Source organism: Cochlodiniinecator piscidefendens (assembly GCF_011326755.1).
In the GTDB taxonomy this organism is placed as follows: Bacteria; Pseudomonadota; Alphaproteobacteria; order Rhodobacterales; family Rhodobacteraceae; genus Cochlodiniinecator; species Cochlodiniinecator piscidefendens.
Genome location: NZ_JAAOIE010000001.1, coordinates 867,888 through 887,065, shown reverse-complemented (window position 1 = coordinate 887,065; position 19,178 = coordinate 867,888). Strand labels below are relative to the sequence as shown.

Below are 19,178 nucleotides of genomic sequence, written 5' to 3'. Positions count from 1 at the left end.
CGATGGCACCGCTATCCCCCCCGTCTGAGAATGCCCCCCATATTCCGGTTTTATTGCGCCCGTTGTTGGCGGCTGTCGCCCCGATTTCGGGGCAGTGGCTTGATGGAACCTTTGGTGCGGGTGGTTACACACGTGGCCTTTTGGATGCTGGCGCGGATTGCGTTTATGGCGTTGATCGGGATCCAATGGTTTTTGATATGGCGCAGGAATGGGCCGCAGATTACGGGGATCGACTCAAGCTTGTCGAGGGGACATTTAGCAAATTAGATGAATACCCCGATGGTTTGCTCGACGGTGTTGTTCTTGATTTGGGTGTTTCGTCGATGCAGCTTGATCAGGCGGAACGTGGGTTTTCTTTTATGAAAGATGGTCCGCTCGATATGCGGATGAGCCAAACAGGGCCCTCAGCTGCTGATATCGTGAACGAAGCATCTGAGGCGGAGATTGCAGATATTTTGTTTCAGTACGGCGAGGAGCGCGCTTCGCGTCGTATCGCTAAAGCGATAGTTGTCGAACGCGCGAATGGCGCGTTTGAGACGACGTTGCGTTTGGCGGAACTGATCGAAAATACAATTGGGCGCGGTAAACCCGGTGGTAGCCATCCTGCGACACGTAGTTTTCAAGCATTGAGAATTGCGGTGAACGACGAATTTGGTCAATTGATCGAAGGGTTGGAAGCCGCTGAGCGCGCGCTAAAGCCCGGCGGGCAATTGGCTGTTGTTACGTTCCATTCGATGGAAGACCGCGTTGTGAAAAAGTTTTTTCAAGCTCGAACAGGTGGCGGGGCGCGCGTGAACCGATATGCGCCAATGTCAGAAGCTGATTTGCCACGTTTCACATTGAAAAACCGTAAGGCCATTGGGCCGGATGATATTGAACTTGCTGAAAATCCGCGTTCTCGCTCAGCCAAATTACGGGTTGCGCTGCGGACAGAGGCACCGGCCGAAGAGACCCCACGCAAGGGACTTGGGCTGCCGAAGCTTTCACTGAAGGGATGAATTGATGCGCAGTATATTTTATATCCTTTCTGCTTTGGCGGTGATGGGGCTCGGATTTTGGGCGTATCGCGAAAATTATCAAACACAATCTGCCGCACGCGAAGTACGTGAATTGAGGCAACAAATCGGACTTGAGCGCGAAGCGTTGGCCGTTTTAAATGCTGAGTGGGCTTATTTAAATCGTCCCGACAGGTTGCGTGAGCTTGCTTCGATTAACTTTGATCGTTTGCAATTGTTGACCTTTGATCCCAGCCAATTTGCGCGAGTAGATCAAATTTCTTTCCCACCCTTTGAATTGCGCAATGTGTCAAACAGCGTTGAAGTGATCGGCACATTGGAAGGGGCGCAGGAATGAGCGACAACTCTGAACTCCGTACTCCGCTTCGGCCTTTAGCGCGTATTTTGGCGGCGCGACGCCGGGGGGAAAACCCCGATAACATCGAAAAAGAAAATATCCGTCTGCGCCACGAAGATATGCGGGACAAATCGCGTTTGCGTTCCGAGGGGCGCCTTTTGGTGCTTGGCGTTTTCTTCTTGTGTGCCTTTGGTATTGTTGGCGTGCGTATGGGGCAAATGGCGATTAGCACCCCGATTGAACCCCAAAGCTCAGGCTCTGGCACGGGTATTGTGGCGTTGCGGGCTGACATCACAGATCGCAATGGCCGCATTCTTGCGACCAATATCAACACCAGCGCGCTTTATGCGCACCCACAGGATATGGTGAACCCCGAAGGGGCTGCACATGCTTTGGTCGGGATCTTTCCTGAGTTAGAGCTGGAAAGATTGCTGCGCGATTTCACGGGGGAACGTCGGTTCGTCTGGATACGTCGTCAGCTGTCACCAGAGCAGCAGCAAGCGGTGTTTGACATTGGTGAACCGGGTCTTTTGTTTGGACCACGCGAAATGCGCCTATACCCGAATGGCGATATTGCAGCGCATATCATGGGTGGTGCCACCTATGGGCGCGAAGCGGTAAACTCCGCTGAGATCGTAGGGACGGCTGGCGTTGAGGCGCAGTTTGACGAATTTTTACGCGATCCCGTGAATGATGGTGCTCCGTTGCAGTTGTCTTTGGATCTGACCGTTCAAGCGGCAACTGAGGATGTTCTTTATGGCGGTATGCGCCTTATGAACGCTGAAGGGGCCTCATCGGTTTTGATGGACGTCTATACGGGCGAAGTGATTGCAATTGCATCACTTCCTGATTTCGACCCCAACAATCGCCCGCGCCCTGCGACCGAGGGGGACGCCTCCCAATCGCCACTGTTTAACCGTGCCGTGCAAGGGGTGTATGAACTCGGTTCCGTGTTTAAAATCTTTACCGCCGCGCAAGCGATGGAAGAGGGGATCGCAAACCCAAGCACTGAAATTGAAACGCAGGGCCCGTTGCGGTGGGGTCGCTTTACCATCAATGATTTCCACAACTATGGGCCGCGTCTTTCGCTAACAGATGTCATCGTGCGTTCATCAAACGTGGGAACGGCGCATCTGGCCCAAATGATTGGTGCAGAACGTCAACGTACCTTTCTTGGATCGCTTGGCCTGCTTGAGGCCACACCGTTTGAAATTATCGAAGCCCGTGGCGGTCGGCCTTTGTTACCGCCGAATTGGTCTGAAATTTCAACGATGACCATTTCATATGGGCATGGATTGTCTTCCAGCCCGCTTCATCTTGCGACGGCTTATGCCTCTGTTCTTAATGGCGGCTTGCGTATTGAGCCGACATTATTACGTCAGGATGGTCCGCGGTTGGGTCCGCGCGTCGTATCTGCCGAAACCTCTGCAGCCGCGCGTTCGATGTTACGTCAGGTGGTTAGTCGCGGTACGGCTAGCTTTGGTGAGGTTCCGGGTTATGAGGTCGGCGGAAAAACAGGAACAGCTGATAAACCCCGTCCGCAAGGCGGCTATTACGAAGACCGAACAATTGCGACGTTCGCTTCGATTTTCCCTGCCTCAGACCCACGCTATGTGCTGGTGGTTACTTTGGATGAACCCGAAACATTCATTGCGGGTGAAACACGCCGGACAGCTGGTTGGACCGTTGTTCCGGTTGCGGCTGAAATGATCCGTCGCATCGCGCCTTTGCTTGGTCTCAGACCAGAGATTGAAACTGAGGGTCCAGTTGGGATAACACTCTCCAGCAATTAATGACCAACAACGGGGCAAACATGGCGGATCAGGCAAAGACGAAAACGCTCGCGGGTTTGGGCCTGACAGCCCAAGATGGGCGCGAAGCCCAAATCACTGGAATTGCAGTGGATAGCCGCGACGTCAAAGACGGATTTCTCTTTGCGGCCCTGCCGGGAACAAGGGTTCATGGTGGCGAATTCATTCAATATGCATTGCGTATGGGGGCGGCCGCGATTCTAACAGATCGCGAAGGGGCACAGATAGCAGCCAAAGAGTTGGAGCAATCTAATGCAGCTTTGGTCCTATCCGAAGATCCCCGGCAAGTTCTCGCTTATACAGCGGCGCTTTGGTTTGGGGTGCAGCCGCAGACTATGGTGGCGGCAACTGGGACCAATGGCAAAACCTCCGTGGCGACATTTACCCGCCAAATTTGGGAGCTTTTGGGCAAAGAGGCAATGAACCTTGGTACGACGGGCGTCGAAGGCGCTTATCAAGCCCCTTTGTCTCATACGACGCCTGAACCCATCACGTTGCACCGTCTATTGGCAGATGCGGCAGCGGCGGGCGTTACACACGGCGCAATGGAAGCCTCCAGTCATGGGTTGGAACAGCGTCGCCTAGATGGTGTGCGTTTGGCCGCAGGGGCCTTTACCAATTTCACGCAGGATCATTTGGATTATCACGAAACCTTTGAGGCCTATTTTTCCGCCAAAGCCGGTTTGTTTTCGCGGGTGGTTGCCGAAGATGGAACCGCTGTGATCAACATTGATGATCCAAAAGGCGTTGAGATGAAGATGGTTGCAGATGCACATGATCTGCATGTGATTACCATCGGCAAGGCTGAAGACGCAGATTTGCGTATCTTAGGACAACGCTTTGATCTGACGGGGCAAGAGCTGCGGTTTAGCTGGCAAAATGGGCCAGCTCAGCAGGTTCGCCTCAATCTTGTTGGTGGGTTTCAGGCCGAAAATGTGTTGGCCGCTGCCGGATTGGCGATTGGTGCGGGCGAAGATGCCAAAGATGTTTTTGCAACGCTGCATGAACTCAAAACCGTGCGAGGACGGATGGAACTTGCGGCCACGCGTGAAAACGGAGCGCCGGTTTATGTCGATTATTCGCATACGCCAGATGCTGTTAAAACTGCATTGCAGGCGATGCGTCCTCATGTAATGGGGCGGCTGATTGTTGTTCTGGGGGCAGGCGGGGACCGTGATAAAACCAAACGCCCATTGATGGGGCAGGCGGCTGCGCAAAATGCGGATGTAGTTTTTGTGACGGATGATAACCCGCGGACAGAAGACCCAGCTACTATTCGTGAAATGGTCATGGAAGGTTGTCCAGAGGCAACAAATGTAGGCGACCGGGCCGAAGCCATCTTGCGCGGCGTTGACGCGCTTGGGGCTGGTGATGCGCTTTTGATCGCGGGGAAAGGCCATGAAACTGGGCAAACGGTTGGGACTGATATCTTGCCGTTTGACGACGTTGAACAGGCCAGCGTTGCTGTCGCCGCATTAGAAGGGCGCCTCGCATGACACTTTGGACGGCTTCTGATGCAGCTGCGGCCACGGGCGGACAGGCGATCAGTGAATGGGCAGTTTCGGGCATTTCAATTGATACCCGTTCGATAGAACCTGGGGATTTGTTCGTCGCACTGAAAGACGTGCGCGATGGCCATGATTTTGTCGGGCAAGCGTTGGAAAAAGGTGCCGGTGCGGCTTTGGTCTCGCATATCCCTGATGGTGTTTCCGCTGATGCGCCATTGCTGTTGGTGGATGACGTGCTTGAGGCGCTTGAGGATCTGGCGCGCGCCGGGCGCGCGCGGTTTCAAGGGCAAGTTGTTGGTGTCACCGGATCAGTTGGCAAAACATCAACCAAAGAAATGCTGCGCGCCATTTTGGCCCGGCAAGGCAAAGTGCATGCTGCTGAAAAGAGTTTTAACAACCACTGGGGTGTTCCAATTACATTGGCGCGGATGCCTCAGGAGTCGGATTATGCTGTTGTCGAAATCGGTATGAACCATCCGGGCGAGATTGCCCCACTGGCAAAAATGGCGCGCCCACATGTGGCGATGATTACCACGGTCGCCCCAGCGCATATGGAAGCCTTCGATGGTCTTGAGGGGATAGCCGCCGAAAAAGCCGCCATTTGCGAGGGGCTGGAGCCTGATGGTGTTGCGATTGTGAATGGGGATGTTGAGACATTGCCAATACTATTGGGCGTCTGCGAAACCTTGGGCTTTGAAAGCCGGACATTCGGACAGAACGAAAACAACTTATATCGTTTGTTGGATGTGAAAATTGTTGGCAACACAACTGTTGCCAAAACAGATATCCCGCTTGGTGAAACTTTACTTAGGATCAATAGTGCTGGCCGCCATTTCGCCGCGAATGCACTGGGGTGCTTGGCCGTGGTGGATGCGTTGGGGGGCGATGCGGCGCTTGCGGCGCGCGATATGATGCATTGGTTGCCACCAGCAGGGCGGGGCACTCGCGAAACTCTGATTTTAGACGACGTTGAGATCGAGCAAACAATCGAACTGATAGACGATGCTTTTAACGCCAATCCAACTTCTATGGAGGCGGCGCTCGAAGTGCTGGTCGCCAGCGTTCCCAAAGATGGTTTGGGGCGTATCGAAACGGGACGGCGCGTAGCCGTTTTGGGCGATATGTTAGAGTTGGGCAGTGAAGAAGTTTCAATCCACCGAACCGTTGCCGAACTTGGATTTATTGAGGCAATAGATGTGGTGCACGCAGCCGGTCCGCGCATGAAAGCCATGTGGGATGCGTTACCTGCACATAAACAAGGTCTGTGGTTTGAAACGGCACCAGAGCTTGCGGCCTGTGCGCATGAGATCGTTGATGCTGGCGATGTTGTGCTCATTAAGGGATCAAAAGGATCAAAAGTGAGCCTCGTAGTTGACGCGATCCGCAAACTGGGGCATCCGACCCCCAACAATAATAAGGGGTAGAGCGGATGCTTTTTTGGCTTACTGAGTTTTCAGATGGCGGGGATTTTTTCAATCTGTTCCGTTATATTACGTTTCGCGCAGGCGCGGCCTTTTTTACTGCGTTGATCTTTGGGTTTATCTTTGGGCAACCTTTGATCAATCTATTGCGTCGCAAGCAGCGTAATGGCCAACCTATCCGCGAAGATGGGCCACAAAGCCACATCGAAACCAAATCTGGAACGCCGACAATGGGCGGTGTGCTGATCTTGGGGGCATTGACGGTGGCCACATTGCTTTGGGCGCGGCTTGATAACCCTTATGTTTGGATTGTGCTATTTGTGACCATGGGCTTTGGCGCAATTGGGTTTGTGGACGATTATCAAAAAGTTACAAAAAACAATCACAAAGGCGTCTCTGGTAAAGTAAGGCTGGCCGTCGGGTTTTTGATCGCCTTTGTTGCATCTGTAGCAATTATGAAGGCCCAGACACCTGAACTTGCATATCATTTGGCGCTACCCGTGTTCAAAGACACATTGTTAAATATGTCGTTCTTTTTCATACCTTTCGCGATGTTTGTTATTGTGGGTGCGGCGAATGCAGTGAATTTGACTGATGGGCTTGATGGTTTGGCTATTATGCCGGTGATGATCGCGGCCTCTACACTTGGTGTGATTGCCTATGTTGTCGGACGGACAGATTTTACCGAATATCTGGATGTGCACTACGTAGAAGGCACAGGCGAAATCTTGATATTTGTCGCTGGGCTTGTTGGTGGGGGCCTTGGGTTTCTATGGTACAATGCACCGCCTGCTGCTGTTTTCATGGGGGATACAGGATCGCTTGCACTTGGTGGTGCGTTGGGGGCGATTGCGGTCGCGACAAAACACGAATTGGTCTTGGGTATCGTTGGTGGCATTTTCGTTGCCGAAGCCATGTCCGTGATCATTCAGGTGCTTTACTATAAACGCACAGGAAAACGAGTTTTTCTCATGGCGCCGATCCATCATCACTTTGAGAAAAAAGGCTGGCATGAACCGCAGATCGTGATCCGGTTTTGGATTATAGCGCTAATCCTAGCTTTGATTGGTCTAGCGACACTGAAATTGCGATAGATTAAAAAGGCCCGGGCAAATTGCCCGGGCCTTTTTAATCAAAGATTGTCAAATCCAACTCCAATCCAGTCCCAAGCCAAATCGCGCGGTCGCGATGATCTGTCAGATGGTCGCCTGTGTCTGGATGGCAAAAGACGATCAGGCCATTTCTGTTGAGTGACAACCAAGGGAGCAAGTCCGCTAATTGCTCTGGTGATGCCCCCAATTGGCAAGACCACGTTGGGTGTGGCCCAACATTCTTTTCGTGCATTCTACCGACTTGAACGCCAAAGAGTTCACCAGCAGTACTACAAAGGCTTCGCGCCTTTTCAACGGTGGCCCCGTCAAAATAGACATGGGCGTGGTAGCCCCTAATCATAGAAATATCGAACATGAACGTACGTTAGGCGATATTGTTGCATTGCAAAAGCCGATAGCGCCGCGTCATTCAAAGAGGTAGGAATAGCGCAACAAACAAAAGAGGCGGATATGATTCCAGTTCAAGGCTTTGAAGGTAAAAAAGTAGCGGTTTTAGGCTTGGGACGGTCTGGCTTGGCGACAGCGCAAGCGCTTGAGGCGGGCGGTGCTATTCCTCTCTTGTGGGACGACAGCCCAGAGGCGCGCGCAAATGCCGAAGCTATGGATTTCACACCCGTCGATCTGGGCCGTGATGGCGTATGGGATGATGTTGCTTCGCTCATCGTGTCACCGGGGATTGCGCATCTGTACCCGACACCGAATAAGATCATCGCAAATGCCATGCGGGCCGGGGTGCCTGTGGATAATGACATCGGGCTGTTTTTCAGATCATTTGCCAGCCACGAATGGGATGATTTTGATACGACACCGCGCGTTATTGCGGTCACTGGTTCAAACGGGAAATCTACGACATCTGCGTTGATCCATCATTGTTTGGAGCATGTGAAACGCCCCTCCCAATTGGCAGGTAACATTGGTCGCGGTGTGTTGGATATTGATCCTGCGCATGATGGTGAAGTGATCGTTTTGGAACTATCCAGTTACCAAACAGATCTGGCGCGGGCGTTGACGCCTGATATTGCAGTCTTCACCAATCTGAGTATGGATCACCTTGATCGTCACGCTGGCCTTGGTGGCTATTTTGCAGCCAAACGCCGTTTGTTTGCCGAAGGGGGCCCTGATCGCGCGGTAATTGGCGTGGATGAAGACGAAGGGCTTTATCTGTCGAACCAACTGTCCGAAGGCCCGACCGATGATCGGGTGATCAAAATATCTGTGGAGCGCAAACTGTCCGGCCCCGGTTGGTATGTATTTGCGCGCAAAGGGTTCCTGTCTGAATACCGCAAAGGCCGGCAGGTTGGTTCAATTGATTTGCGCCCGATCAAAGGATTGCCGGGTTCGCACAATCACCAAAACGCCTGTGCCGCCTATGCTGCTTTGCGTTCATTGGGGTTGGCCCCGCGTGTGATCGAGCAAGGTTTCATGAGCTTTGCCGGATTGCCGCATCGCAGCCAGATTGTCGCTGAAGCCAACGGCGTTACCTATGTGAACGACTCTAAGGCCACCAACGTAGACGCCGCGGCAAAGGCGTTGCAGGCGTTTAAAAACATCCGCTGGATTGCGGGGGGGATCGGCAAAGACGGCGGCTTGGGCGATCTGTTGCCGCATGTTGGGTCTGTCAAAAAAGCTTATCTTATCGGGCACTCCGCGCGCGACTTTGCGCTGGAATTGGGGGATATGCCGCATGAGATTTGCGAAACGATGAATCACGCGGTAGCGTCAGCGAAACAAGATGCACAAGAGGGCGATACGGTATTGCTTGCCCCGGCTGCTGCAAGTTTCGACCAATATCCGAACTTCGAAAAACGGGGAGAGGATTTCACCAACGAAGTGTTGGATGCGCTGGAGTGACCTAAGTGAAGATTCTCAAAATTCTAAGTGCCGCATTTTTCCTAGGAGCCTGCATGCCACAGCCACCTTCACATGCCGAAACCGATATGAATGGCCCATTTCCAGCTGCGCCTATCGTTGAGCGTACCGAAATGGTGATCACCGTTTTGGCCGAAATGGGCAAATGTCGTGGAATGATGCCACGCCCGGTGCCTTGTATCCAAATTCGTGTGCCAAACGGCGAAGTGTTTGGGGTGCTTGAAGGTATTCAAGGCTATGAACACGATGGAATTGAACGCACTCTTCTCGTGGATCGCATTGAATACGATACCACGCATGATGCGTTCCCGTTAGATGTGTCGTCTATCTATTATATCTATCGCGGCGATGCTTGATTAGGGCTTTTGGGCGATGGCCGTGCCAGCCGCCCAACCCGACGACCAAGCCCATTGGAAATTGAACCCACCTAACCAACCGGTAACATCGACGACCTCGCCAATGAAATAGAGGCCGGGCGTTGATTTGGATTCCATGGTTTTTGATGACAATGCATCGGTGTCCACGCCACCCAATGTTACTTCTGCGGTGCGATAACCTTCGGTGCCTGACGGGGTAAGTTGCCAGTTGCGTAGCTGATCGACAAACGCCTGAAGCGCTTTGTCCGAAAAGTCTGCGAGATTTCCAGCGACACCAAATTCGCTGCATAAAACATCCGCGATACGTTTGGGCATATGATCGGCCAAAGCGTTGGCAATACTTATCCGTCCTCGCAGCTGCTTTTGCGCCTTAAGGGCGGCAAATAAATCGATATCCGGCAATAGCGATAGCGTCACGGGTTCGCTTTCATGCCAATACGACGAAGCCTGTAGGATGGCTGGGCCAGATAGGCCTCGGTGGGTGAAGAGCAGCGCCTCTTTAAATCGGCCATTCCGGGCAGTGGCAACGCTATCAAGCGCAATGCCTGCCAACGGTTTTAGGCGCGCCATAATGTCCTCACCAAAGGTAAAAGGCACAAGCCCTGCGCGTGTTTCAATCAAGGGCAACCCAAATTGCTGTGCGATCTGATACCCAAATCCCGTTGCCCCCATTTTGGGGATCGATTTTCCGCCCGAAGCTATCACAAGATTGGCACAGCTGAGGTCGCGGGTTTCGCTGCCTTTTTCAACGGATAAGCGAAATCCCGCCTCGGTCTTTTCGACGTTAGCAATGCGGGTGCTTAACCAAAGATCTGCCCCTGCTTGTTCCATCTCATCACGCAGCATCTGAATGATGTCTTTGGCGGAATTGTCGCAAAACATCTGCCCTAGTGTTTTTTCATGCGTGGGGATGCCATACCGTGCAACCAGATCCATAAAGTCCCATTGCGTGTAACGTTTGAGCGCGGATTTACAGAAATGCGAATTTTGCGACAAAAAATTGCTGGGTTCGGCATATATATTGGTGAAGTTACAGCGCCCGCCACCTGAAATTCGGATCTTTTCACCGGCGTTTTTTGCGTGATCTATCACCAACGTTTGCCCGCGCGCACCATTGGTGTTGCCTGCATGTGCTGCGCACATCATACCTGCCGCACCGGCACCTATTATGATCGTTTTGTAGTCCATGTCGCCCCACATCCGCTTTGGGCTTCATGACCATGTCAACAAACAAAGCGCAAGTCATAAGAACTCTGGCGCAAATGGGCTTTCTCGGTTACACTTAAGTCAGACCCGGAAAACGGGCGTATTTTGAGGCAGTAAGGCGGTATTTCCCATGACGGCAATGGTCCATGGTTCTGTACATGTGGAGCGCGGCGAACCCGTGCTTCCGCGGTGGTGGCAGTCAATCGACAAACTCACTCTTTCTTGCGTGTTTATTCTGTTCGCGCTGGGGTTGTTTTTGGGTCTTGCGGCCTCCCCACCACTGGCATCGCGTAATGGGTTTTCTGAATTTCACTATGTGGAACGTCAGGCCGTTTTTGGTGGTCTCGCTTTAACTGCAATGGTGTTAACGTCAATGATGCCGCCCAAACTGGTGCGCCGTTTGGGTGTGTTGGGTTTTGCCATCGCTTTTATCGCCCTGGCATTGCTCCCGGTATTGGGTACCGATTTTGGTAAAGGGGCGACGCGTTGGTATTCGCTTGGTTTTGCTTCTGTACAACCGTCTGAATTTCTCAAGCCGGGTTTTGTGATCGTTGCAGCATGGCTGATGGCAGCAAGTCAGGAAATTAACGGCCCCCCCGGTAAAACCATGTCGTTTGTGTTGGTTTTGATGATTGTTGGCTTTTTGGCGCTGCAACCAGATTTTGGTCAGGCAAGCCTTGTTCTGTTTGGCTGGGGTGTCATGTACTTTGTAGCGGGGGCGCCGTTTATCTTGCTGATCGGTATGGCTCTTTTGGTCGTTTTTGCCGGGACCGTTGCCTATAATAACTCTGAACACTTTGCGCGTCGTATTGATGGATTTTTATCCTCCGACGTTGATCCAACCACACAGCTTGGCTATGCCGCGGACGCGATCCGTGAAGGGCGTATTTTTGGTGTTGGTCTTGGTGAAGGTCAGGTCAAATGGTGGCTGCCAGATGGCCATACAGATTTTATCATCGCGGTCGCTGCCGAAGAATATGGCTTGGTTTTGGTTCTCATCATCATTGCGATTTTCGCGGTTATCACCTTTGGGTCTTTAGCGCGTTTGATGAAAGAACGTGATCCGTTCATCAGGCTGGCCGGGACCGGATTGGCGTGCATGTTTGGCATTCAAGCCTTTATCAATATGGGTGTTGCTGTGCGTCTTTTACCAGCCAAAGGCATGACTTTGCCGTTTGTCAGCTACGGCGGTTCATCGCTTATTGCAGGCGGCATAGCAATCGGTATGTTGCTCGCTTTTACACGGACGCGGCCACAGGGTGAAATTGCAGATCACTTTGGTCGGCGCGGTCATTAATTCGAGGGTTCGATGAGAAAACAACCTCTCCTGGTTATTGCGGCAGGCGGCACGGGCGGGCACATGTTCCCGGCCCAAGCTTTGGCCGAAACCATGTTGCGCCGTGGCTGGCGGGTAAAGCTGTCTACGGATGCGCGCGGCGCGCGGTATGCGGGCGGATTTCCGCATGTTGTGGATGTCGAGCAGATTTCGTCTGCAACATTCGCGCGGGGCGGTCTATTGGCCAAAGCGCTCGTGCCTTTGCGCATTTTCGCAGGCACAATGTCTGCGGTTTTGAAAATGATGGGGGATAAGCCCGATGTCGTTGTCGGCTTTGGTGGATATCCAACTATTCCGGCGATGTCTTCGGCGATGTTTTTGCGGCTGCCTCGTATGTTGCACGAACAGAACGGTGTGCTTGGCCGCGTGAACGAGGCTTTCGTAAAACGCGTTTCAGCAGTCGCATGTGGCACTTGGCCAACCGATCTTCCAAAGGGGATTCAAGGATATCATACAGGCAATCCCGTGCGGGCTTCTGTTATGAAGCGTGCAGGGGCTGGCTATATCGCCCCGGGTGACTACCCAATGTCGATTTTGGTGATGGGGGGATCCCAAGGTGCCAAAGTTCTGTCAGAAGTCGTACCCGAAGCGATTGCGCATCTGCCGATCAATATTCGTCAAAACCTCCGAGTATCGCATCAGGCGCGTGCCGAAGACCATGATCACGTGACGCAATATTATGCAGATCGCGGTATTGCTGCGGAGGTTCAGCCGTTCTTTGATGATGTTCCAGCACGTATATCAGAAGCACAGCTTGTAATTTCACGGGCAGGTGCATCTAGCGTGGCTGATCTGAGTGTGATTGGGCGTCCTTCTATTTTGATCCCCTATCCCCATGCAACGGGCGATCACCAAACCGCTAACGCGCGGGGATTGGTCGAAGGCGAAGCCGCCATCATGATCCCAGAAAGCGCTTTGCAAGCAGATACGCTTTCTGCACAGATCGAGGCCGTTCTGTCCAACCCCAAGGCGGCTGAACATATGGCAAGGTCAGCTTTGGCCTGTGGCAAGCCTGATGCCGCCGAACAACTCGCAAATCTGGTCGAACATTTGGCCGAAGAAGGAAAACAAAAATGAACGCAGCCGCGACCAAGCTTCCTACCGAAATGGGACCAATCCACTTTGTTGGTATTGGTGGAATTGGGATGTCGGGGATTGCCGAAGTACTGTTGAACCATGGTTATCAGGTACAGGGATCAGACCTGAAAGACAGCAAAATCACCCAACGTTTGTCCGAACTTGGTGCGCAAATCTTTATCGGTCAAAAGGCTGAAAATCTGGATGGCGCTGCAGTGATTGTTGTATCAACTGCAATCAAGCCGGGCAATCCGGAATTAGATGGCGCGCGCATGCGCGGCTTGCCTGTGGTGCGCCGCGCTGAAATGTTGGCAGAATTGATGCGCCTCAAATCAAACATTGCGGTTGCAGGAACGCACGGTAAGACAACAACGACAACGATGGTTGCTGAGGTGTTGGTGGGCGGTGGAATTGATCCGACTGTCATCAATGGTGGTATCATCCATGCATACGGATCAAACGCGCGTATGGGCGAAGGCGAATGGATGGTTGTCGAAGCGGACGAAAGCGACGGTAGCTTTAACCGTTTGCCTGCAACCATAGCCATTGTCACCAATATTGACCCTGAACACATGGAGCACTGGGGCGATTTTGATACATTGCGCGCTGGGTTTTTGCAGTTTGTTTCAAATATCCCGTTTTATGGTTTGGCCGTATGTTGCACCGATCATCCCGAAGTGCAGTCGCTTGTCGGTAAAATTTCCGACCGTCGTGTTGTGACGTTTGGGTTTAATGCCCAAGCCGACGTGCGCGCGATGAACCTGACTTATAAGGGGGGCGTTGCACATTTCGACATCGCGCTTCAGGCCGAAGACAAAGTGATCGAAGGTTGCCAATTGCCCATGCCGGGCGATCACAACGTATCCAACGCATTGTCCGCCGTGGCCATTGCGCGGCACTTGGGCATGAAGCTTGATGAAATTCGCGATGCATTAGCAGGCTTTGGCGGTGTGAACCGTCGCTTTACCAAAGTGGGCGAAGTGGATGGCGTGACGATAATTGATGATTATGGCCACCACCCTGTGGAAATCGCAGCGGTGCTCAAAGCGGCGCGTCAGTCCTGCGAAGGCCGGGTGATAGCTGTGCACCAACCACACCGGTTTACGCGATTGCACTCTTTGTTTGACGATTTCTGCGCCTGTTTTAATGACGCAGATGTGGTTGGGATTGCGGATGTTTTCTCTGCGGGCGAAGAGCCCATTGAGGGCGCAAATCGCGATGACTTGGTCGCGGGCCTTATTCGTCATGGGCACCGCCACGCGCGTGTGGTCGAAAACGAAGAAGATCTCGTGCGTTTGGTTCGGGAGCAGGCAAAGCCGGGCGATATGGTTGTTTGCCTTGGTGCCGGTACGATTTCAGGCTGGGCGAATAACCTTCCGGGGATGTTGGGCGCATGAATGGATTGATCGTCTGGGCAAGCCTATGGGTGTTGGCGGCAACCGTCACCGCCTTTTTGCCGATGCGATTTCAATTTGCGCCGGGGCTGGCTTTGCTTTTAGTGTCGCCAGTATTGGTGTTTTTGTTGGCGCAGGCTTTTGGGCTTTGGGCCGCTGTTGCTGCTGTGTGTGCTGTTGTGTCGATGTTTCGCCGCCCACTTGTTTATTACGGGCGTAAATGGATCGGACGTCTCCCTGTGAAAGGAGAGCAACCATGAGCCTATCTATCATTTTGGGCTGTTTGTGGCTTATCGTGGCCAATGTTTCAGCCATGTTGCCAAGCAAAGACAACTATTGGGCGCGGGCCTATGTTTTGATGGCTGTCGGTATTCCGCTATTAGGGTATTTGACCTATGAAAACGGCCCTTGGGTTGCAATCTTGTTTATGGCGGCTGGGGCGTCTTTGCTACGGTGGCCTGTCGTTTATTTGTTGCGCTGGGTGAAACGTCTGGTGCGGAGAGAAGCTAAATGAACCTACCCGACGTGCGCGGTGTATTAACCCGTGATCGGTCCCTTTCTGAAATCACTTGGCTGCGCGTAGGCGGGCCGGCGGATGTATTGTTTCAGCCCGCAGACGTCGAAGATCTGACGCAATTTCTCAAGGTGTTAGATCCGGCAATTGAGGTTTTCCCCATGGGGGTTGGCAGCAATTTGATCGTGCGCGATGGTGGGTTACGGGCTGTGGTTGTTAAGTTGGGGCGCGGGTTCAATCAAATTGAAATCGCCGGCAGCCGTGTGACGGCAGGTGTGGCAGCACTTGATGCGCATGTCGCGCGCAAGGCCGCTGCTGAAGGTGTCGATCTTACGTTTCTACGAACTATTCCGGGTTCAATTGGTGGCGCTGTACGGATGAACGCCGGGTGTTATGGCAGTTATGTTGCAGATCACTTTGTGTCCGCACAGGCCCTAACGCGCAGTGGCGAAGAGGTGACTTTGACCGCGCAGGATTTAAATTTTCAATATCGTCACTCTGATCTGCCCGATGGGTGGATTTTACTGAGCGCGACCTTTGAAGGTGGACAAGGCGACCCCGATGCATTGGCAACGCGTATGGAAACGCAGCTGAAAAAACGCGATGAAACCCAACCTACCAAAGATCGCACGGCGGGCAGTACGTTTCGCAACCCTGCCGGATTTAGCTCAACGGGGCGCGCGGATGACACTCACGATTTAAAGGCGTGGAAGGTGATCGAAGACGCCGGAATGCGCGGTGCGCGTTTGGGCGGTGCGCAGATGAACGAAATGCATTCGAACTTTTTGACCAATACGGGTGGCGCATCTGCCGCAGATTTGGAAGGATTGGGCGAAGAAGTTAGAAAAAGGGTTTTCGAACACAGCGGAATTGAGTTAGTGTGGGAAATCAAACGGGTCGGTGAACCGATCAAGAATATATAAAGGGTCGCAAAGACCTAAAAGACATTGTCAAAGGCCATAAAAATGGTCTGCAATAACAACAAAGGCCCATAAAAAGGGTCTGAACACAGAACGAGGCGGGTATGTCGAGCAGGGCAACCCCGAAAGTAGTGGTACTGATGGGCGGACCATCAGCCGAGCGAGAGGTATCTCTCAGTTCGGGGCGCGAATGCGCGACGGCACTGCGTGGGGAAGGATTTGATGTCACGGAACTGGACGCAGGGGCGGACCTCGCGCAGCGTTTGGTTGCCCTAAAGCCAGACGTTGTGTTTAATGCGCTTCACGGACGTTGGGGCGAAGATGGCTGCGTTCAAGGCGTGCTTGAGTGGTTGCAAATTCCCTATACGCATTCGGGTGTTTTGGCATCGGCATTGGCGATGGATAAAGAACGCTGCAAAACAGCCTATCGCAGCGTTGGCTTGCCGGTTGTTGACAGTATTCTAGCGCCAACTTCTGAGGTCGCCAAAGCCCACGTGATGGAACCGCCCTATGTGGTGAAGCCAAATAACGAAGGCTCCTCTGTTGGAATTTACATCGTGCACGAGGCCGCTAATGGCCCGCCGGTGATGTCTGAGGCGATGCCAGAAACGGTCATGGTTGAAACCTATGCTCCCGGTCGTGAACTCACGACGACGGTGGTGGGCGATCGCGCCCTGACGGTGACGGATATTTTGGTTGATGGTTGGTATGACTACGACGCGAAATATGTCGAAGGTGGATCCAGCCATGTTTTGCCTGCGGACCTACCAAAAGAGATTTTCGATGCGTGCCTTGATTACGCGTTGCGCGCACATGACGTTTTGGGGTGCCGCGGCGTGAGTAGAACAGATTTTCGCTGGGATGAAAGCCGAGGGCTGGACGGGCTGATCTTGCTTGAAACCAACACGCAACCCGGCATGACGCCGACCTCCCTTGCACCAGAGCAGGCGGCCCATACTGGTATGAGCTTTGGAGCATTGTGCCGCTGGATGGTGGAGGACGCATCATGTCACAGATAAATGCGACTCGTCCCGATCCTGCACCCAGTCGTGTCGCCTATAAACTTCAGCGTCTTTTGTTGACGCCAATGTTTCGCGCCTTTTTGCGTATTGGGGTGCCGATGGGCACGGCTGCTGCGGTTGGAATGTTTGTTCTTGGGGATCAGGACGTTCGAGATTCTATCCATATGCAATATGTGGAACTCAAACGTTCGGTGCAGGAACGTCCAGAATTTATGCTGCACATGATTGCGATTGATGGGGCGTCTACGGATGTTGCGACTGACATTCGCGAAATTGTGCCGGTTGATTTTCCGATGACATCTTTTGATCTAAACCTATCCGACACGCGTGACGTGATCGCATCGCTTGACGCTGTGGCCGATGTAGATGTGCGCATCAGGGCTGGGGGCGTTTTGCAAATTGATGTAGTCGAGCGCGATCCGGTGGTGGTGTGGCGTGGCCCGCAAGGGGTGGAAACATTAGATGCCGAAGGTCACCGCGTTGGCGGGTTGATTGCGCGCGCTGAACGCACGGACCTTCCGTTGATCACCGGAACTGGTGCTGAAATGGTGGTCGATGAGGCGCTCGCGTTGTTTGAGGCGTCTGGCCCGTTGCAGGACCGAATGCTGGGGATGATCCGGGTTGGCGAGCGGCGTTGGAATGTCGCGCTTGCCGATGGTCAAACGCTGATGCTGCCCGAAGAAAACCCTGTTGCCGCGCTTGAACAAATTATTGCGCTAGATCAGGCCCAAGACCTTCTGGCGCGTGATGTTGTCGCCATAGATATGAGAAATCAGAGCCGCCCGACCATTCGTTTGTCGAGCTCTGCCGTAGATGAGTTACGCCGTATTCGCGGCGATTTTGGAGTGTCCAGCCAATGATGAATGACCTGTATCAATCCCAACGGGCCATGAGAAATATGCGCAAAGCCGCGATGCAGCGCGGTGTGATTGCGATTTTGGATGTGGGCAGTTCAAAGGTTGCTTGCCTTGTGCTGCGGTTTGATGGACCGGCTAAGTTTAACGAAACCGATGGCATCGGGTCCTTGGCAGGGCAGTCAAGCTTTCGGGTGATTGGCGCAGCCACCACACGATCACGCGGCGTGCGTTTTGGTGAAATCGAAGCGATGCAAGAAACCGAACGCGCCATTCGCACGGTTGTTCAGGCGGCCCAGAAAATGGCCAATGAACGGGTGGATCATGTGATTGCGTGTTTTGCGGGCGCCACACCAAAATCTTATGGTTTGGCTGGGGATATTGATCTTCAGGAAAGCATCGTTTCCGAGGATGATGTCGCACGTGTGTTGGCGGCTTGTGATGTGCCGCATTACGGGCAGGGCCGCGAAGTTTTACACGCGCAGCCGGTGAATTTCGCATTAGACCATCGCAGTGGGTTGTCTGATCCACGCGGCCAGCGCGGGAACCGCTTAGCGGCGGATATGCATTTGCTCACCGTGGATTCAAATGCGATCCAAAACCTGCTTTATTGCGTGAAACGCTGTGATCTGGAACTCGCGGGGCTTGCCTCATCGGCCTATGTGTCTGGCGTTTCATCGCTGGTCGAAGATGAACAAGAGCTGGGTGCCGCCTGCGTTGATCTTGGCGGCGGCGCTACAGGTCTGTCGATCTTTATGAAGAAACACATGATCTATTCCGACTCTGTCCGTATGGGCGGGGATCACGTGACATCGGATATTTCCAAAGGGCTTCAGGTGTCTTTGGCGACGGCGGAGCGGATTAAAACCTTTTACGGCGGTGTTGTCGCTACGGGCATGGATGATCGTGACATGATCGAAATCGGTGGTGATACAGGTGATTGGGAACATGACCGCCGCACCGTGAGCCGGGCAGAACTGATCGGCATTATGCGGCCACGCGTTGAAGAGATCCTCGAAGAGGTCCGTACGCGACTTGATGCGGCTGGCTTTGAACATATGCGCAGCCAGCAGATTGTGTTGACCGGCGGCGGTAGCCAAATTCCGGGGCTTGACGGTCTGGCTTCACGTATCTTAGGTCAGCGTGTTCGTTTGGGGCGGCCATTGCGTGTGCAGGGGCTTCCGCAAGCGGCAACCGGGCCCGCATTTTCTTCCGCAGTTGGGCTCAGCCTGTTCGCCGCGCACCCGCAAGACGAATGGTGGGACTTTGATATTCCCGCCGAACGCTATCCCGCGCGCTCTTTGCGCCGTGCTGTGAAATGGTTCAAAGACAACTGGTAAACCACATCATCTGTACATTATGGCAAAATCCCGCCGAAGTTTTCAGCGGGATCACTATATTTTG

General features: G+C 53.2%; 19 protein-coding genes. 17 read left to right on the top strand and 2 right to left on the bottom strand.

Going from position 1 to position 19,178, the window contains the following annotated elements:
- The first annotated feature begins 2 nt into the window (after nucleotides 1–2).
- The 6 genes from rsmH to mraY are packed head-to-tail and all read left to right on the top strand — an operon-like array spanning nucleotide 3 to nucleotide 7,187.
- Complete coding sequence (gene rsmH / locus G9C99_RS04410) at nucleotides 3–998, top strand: 16S rRNA (cytosine(1402)-N(4))-methyltransferase RsmH (RefSeq protein ID WP_166416207.1); 996 nt, start codon at nucleotides 3–5, stop codon at nucleotides 996–998.
- A 4-nt stretch (nucleotides 999–1,002) separates the two neighbouring features.
- On the top strand, nucleotides 1,003–1,353 hold the full coding sequence (ftsL, locus tag G9C99_RS04405) for a cell division protein FtsL (RefSeq protein ID WP_166416206.1): 351 nt from the start codon (nucleotides 1,003–1,005) through the stop codon (nucleotides 1,351–1,353).
- The gene (locus G9C99_RS04400) at nucleotides 1,350–3,146 is read left to right on the top strand and encodes a peptidoglycan D,D-transpeptidase FtsI family protein (protein ID WP_166416205.1); all 1,797 of its coding nucleotides are present in this window, start codon (nucleotides 1,350–1,352) and stop codon (nucleotides 3,144–3,146) included. Before ftsL ends, G9C99_RS04400 begins: the two co-directional genes overlap by 4 nt.
- A 20-nt stretch (nucleotides 3,147–3,166) precedes the next feature.
- Complete coding sequence (locus G9C99_RS04395; RefSeq protein ID WP_166416204.1) at nucleotides 3,167–4,660, top strand: UDP-N-acetylmuramoyl-L-alanyl-D-glutamate--2,6-diaminopimelate ligase; 1,494 nt, start codon at nucleotides 3,167–3,169, stop codon at nucleotides 4,658–4,660.
- Entirely contained in the window at nucleotides 4,657–6,096 is a 1,440-nt protein-coding gene (locus tag G9C99_RS04390; RefSeq protein WP_166416203.1) for a UDP-N-acetylmuramoyl-tripeptide--D-alanyl-D-alanine ligase, read from the top strand. The genes G9C99_RS04395 and G9C99_RS04390 overlap by 4 nt, the downstream gene beginning before the upstream one ends.
- 5 nt (nucleotides 6,097–6,101) lie before the next feature.
- The gene (gene mraY, locus G9C99_RS04385) at nucleotides 6,102–7,187 is read left to right on the top strand and encodes a phospho-N-acetylmuramoyl-pentapeptide-transferase (protein ID WP_166416202.1); all 1,086 of its coding nucleotides are present in this window, start codon (nucleotides 6,102–6,104) and stop codon (nucleotides 7,185–7,187) included.
- A gap of 34 nt (nucleotides 7,188–7,221) precedes the next feature.
- Here mraY and G9C99_RS04380 read toward each other — a convergent pair whose 3' ends face one another.
- Nucleotides 7,222–7,545 (bottom strand): DOPA 4,5-dioxygenase family protein, encoded by a 324-nt coding sequence (locus tag G9C99_RS04380; protein ID WP_331459969.1) that lies wholly within the window; start codon nucleotides 7,543–7,545, stop codon nucleotides 7,222–7,224.
- 110 nt (nucleotides 7,546–7,655) lie between these two features.
- On the opposite strand from G9C99_RS04380, the gene murD reads away from it, so the two are divergent.
- Together murD and G9C99_RS04370 are read left to right on the top strand one after the other, a co-directional pair.
- Nucleotides 7,656–9,056 carry a UDP-N-acetylmuramoyl-L-alanine--D-glutamate ligase gene (gene murD, locus G9C99_RS04375; protein ID WP_166416201.1) on the top strand — a complete coding sequence of 467 codons (1,401 nt, stop codon included), beginning with the start codon at nucleotides 7,656–7,658 and terminating at the stop codon, nucleotides 9,054–9,056.
- 53 nt (nucleotides 9,057–9,109) lie between these two features.
- Entirely contained in the window at nucleotides 9,110–9,430 is a 321-nt protein-coding gene (locus G9C99_RS04370; RefSeq protein WP_166416200.1) for a hypothetical protein, read from the top strand.
- Here G9C99_RS04370 and G9C99_RS04365 read toward each other — a convergent pair whose 3' ends face one another.
- The gene (locus tag G9C99_RS04365; RefSeq protein WP_166416199.1) at nucleotides 9,431–10,639 is read right to left on the bottom strand and encodes a BaiN/RdsA family NAD(P)/FAD-dependent oxidoreductase; all 1,209 of its coding nucleotides are present in this window, start codon (nucleotides 10,637–10,639) and stop codon (nucleotides 9,431–9,433) included.
- A gap of 148 nt (nucleotides 10,640–10,787) precedes the next feature.
- Here G9C99_RS04365 and G9C99_RS04360 point away from each other — a divergent pair, with 148 nt between their 5' ends.
- From G9C99_RS04360 to ftsA, 9 genes are all read left to right on the top strand, one after another.
- Entirely contained in the window at nucleotides 10,788–11,954 is a 1,167-nt protein-coding gene (locus tag G9C99_RS04360; protein ID WP_166416198.1) for a peptidoglycan glycosyltransferase FtsW, read from the top strand.
- Nucleotides 11,955–11,966: 12 nt separating this feature from the next.
- Nucleotides 11,967–13,070 (top strand): UDP-N-acetylglucosamine--N-acetylmuramyl-(pentapeptide) pyrophosphoryl-undecaprenol N-acetylglucosamine transferase, encoded by a 1,104-nt coding sequence (locus G9C99_RS04355; protein ID WP_166416197.1) that lies wholly within the window; start codon nucleotides 11,967–11,969, stop codon nucleotides 13,068–13,070.
- Nucleotides 13,067–14,467, top strand: a complete 1,401-nt coding sequence (murC, locus tag G9C99_RS04350) for a UDP-N-acetylmuramate--L-alanine ligase (RefSeq protein ID WP_166416196.1) — start codon at nucleotides 13,067–13,069, stop codon at nucleotides 14,465–14,467. The genes G9C99_RS04355 and murC overlap by 4 nt, the downstream gene beginning before the upstream one ends.
- The gene (locus G9C99_RS04345; RefSeq protein WP_166416195.1) at nucleotides 14,464–14,724 is read left to right on the top strand and encodes a DUF2484 family protein; all 261 of its coding nucleotides are present in this window, start codon (nucleotides 14,464–14,466) and stop codon (nucleotides 14,722–14,724) included. The genes murC and G9C99_RS04345 overlap by 4 nt, the downstream gene beginning before the upstream one ends.
- Nucleotides 14,721–14,978: a DUF2484 family protein gene (locus G9C99_RS04340; RefSeq protein WP_166416194.1), complete on the top strand. Its 258-nt coding sequence runs from the start codon at nucleotides 14,721–14,723 to the stop codon at nucleotides 14,976–14,978. Before G9C99_RS04345 ends, G9C99_RS04340 begins: the two co-directional genes overlap by 4 nt.
- Nucleotides 14,975–15,901: a UDP-N-acetylmuramate dehydrogenase gene (gene murB / locus G9C99_RS04335; protein WP_166416193.1), complete on the top strand. Its 927-nt coding sequence runs from the start codon at nucleotides 14,975–14,977 to the stop codon at nucleotides 15,899–15,901. Before G9C99_RS04340 ends, murB begins: the two co-directional genes overlap by 4 nt.
- 101 nt (nucleotides 15,902–16,002) lie before the next feature.
- Complete coding sequence (locus tag G9C99_RS04330) at nucleotides 16,003–16,917, top strand: D-alanine--D-alanine ligase (protein WP_166416192.1); 915 nt, start codon at nucleotides 16,003–16,005, stop codon at nucleotides 16,915–16,917.
- A complete protein-coding gene (locus tag G9C99_RS04325; RefSeq protein ID WP_166416191.1) occupies nucleotides 16,905–17,780 on the top strand; it encodes a cell division protein FtsQ/DivIB in 876 nt (291 codons plus the stop codon). Before G9C99_RS04330 ends, G9C99_RS04325 begins: the two co-directional genes overlap by 13 nt.
- Nucleotides 17,780–19,114 (top strand): cell division protein FtsA, encoded by a 1,335-nt coding sequence (ftsA, locus tag G9C99_RS04320; RefSeq protein ID WP_166416309.1) that lies wholly within the window; start codon nucleotides 17,780–17,782, stop codon nucleotides 19,112–19,114. The genes G9C99_RS04325 and ftsA overlap by 1 nt, the downstream gene beginning before the upstream one ends.
- Nucleotides 19,115–19,178 lie beyond the last annotated feature (64 nt).

Bases quoted from the DNA above. Each gene is read 5' to 3' on its own strand.
- rsmH (WP_166416207.1), top strand. From the start codon at position 3: ATGGCACCGCTATCCCCCCCGTCTGAGAATGCCCCCCATATTCCGGTT.
- ftsL (WP_166416206.1), top strand. From the start codon at position 1,003: ATGCGCAGTATATTTTATATCCTTTCTGCTTTGGCGGTGATGGGGCTC.
- G9C99_RS04400 (WP_166416205.1), top strand. From the start codon at position 1,350: ATGAGCGACAACTCTGAACTCCGTACTCCGCTTCGGCCTTTAGCGCGT.
- G9C99_RS04395 (WP_166416204.1), top strand. From the start codon at position 3,167: ATGGCGGATCAGGCAAAGACGAAAACGCTCGCGGGTTTGGGCCTGACA.
- G9C99_RS04390 (WP_166416203.1), top strand. From the start codon at position 4,657: ATGACACTTTGGACGGCTTCTGATGCAGCTGCGGCCACGGGCGGACAG.
- mraY (WP_166416202.1), top strand. From the start codon at position 6,102: ATGCTTTTTTGGCTTACTGAGTTTTCAGATGGCGGGGATTTTTTCAAT.
- G9C99_RS04380 (WP_331459969.1), bottom strand. From the start codon at position 7,545: ATGATTAGGGGCTACCACGCCCATGTCTATTTTGACGGGGCCACCGTT.
- murD (WP_166416201.1), top strand. From the start codon at position 7,656: ATGATTCCAGTTCAAGGCTTTGAAGGTAAAAAAGTAGCGGTTTTAGGC.
- G9C99_RS04370 (WP_166416200.1), top strand. From the start codon at position 9,110: ATGCCACAGCCACCTTCACATGCCGAAACCGATATGAATGGCCCATTT.
- G9C99_RS04365 (WP_166416199.1), bottom strand. From the start codon at position 10,639: ATGGACTACAAAACGATCATAATAGGTGCCGGTGCGGCAGGTATGATG.
- G9C99_RS04360 (WP_166416198.1), top strand. From the start codon at position 10,788: ATGACGGCAATGGTCCATGGTTCTGTACATGTGGAGCGCGGCGAACCC.
- G9C99_RS04355 (WP_166416197.1), top strand. From the start codon at position 11,967: ATGAGAAAACAACCTCTCCTGGTTATTGCGGCAGGCGGCACGGGCGGG.
- murC (WP_166416196.1), top strand. From the start codon at position 13,067: ATGAACGCAGCCGCGACCAAGCTTCCTACCGAAATGGGACCAATCCAC.
- G9C99_RS04345 (WP_166416195.1), top strand. From the start codon at position 14,464: ATGAATGGATTGATCGTCTGGGCAAGCCTATGGGTGTTGGCGGCAACC.
- G9C99_RS04340 (WP_166416194.1), top strand. From the start codon at position 14,721: ATGAGCCTATCTATCATTTTGGGCTGTTTGTGGCTTATCGTGGCCAAT.
- murB (WP_166416193.1), top strand. From the start codon at position 14,975: ATGAACCTACCCGACGTGCGCGGTGTATTAACCCGTGATCGGTCCCTT.
- G9C99_RS04330 (WP_166416192.1), top strand. From the start codon at position 16,003: ATGTCGAGCAGGGCAACCCCGAAAGTAGTGGTACTGATGGGCGGACCA.
- G9C99_RS04325 (WP_166416191.1), top strand. From the start codon at position 16,905: ATGTCACAGATAAATGCGACTCGTCCCGATCCTGCACCCAGTCGTGTC.
- ftsA (WP_166416309.1), top strand. From the start codon at position 17,780: ATGAATGACCTGTATCAATCCCAACGGGCCATGAGAAATATGCGCAAA.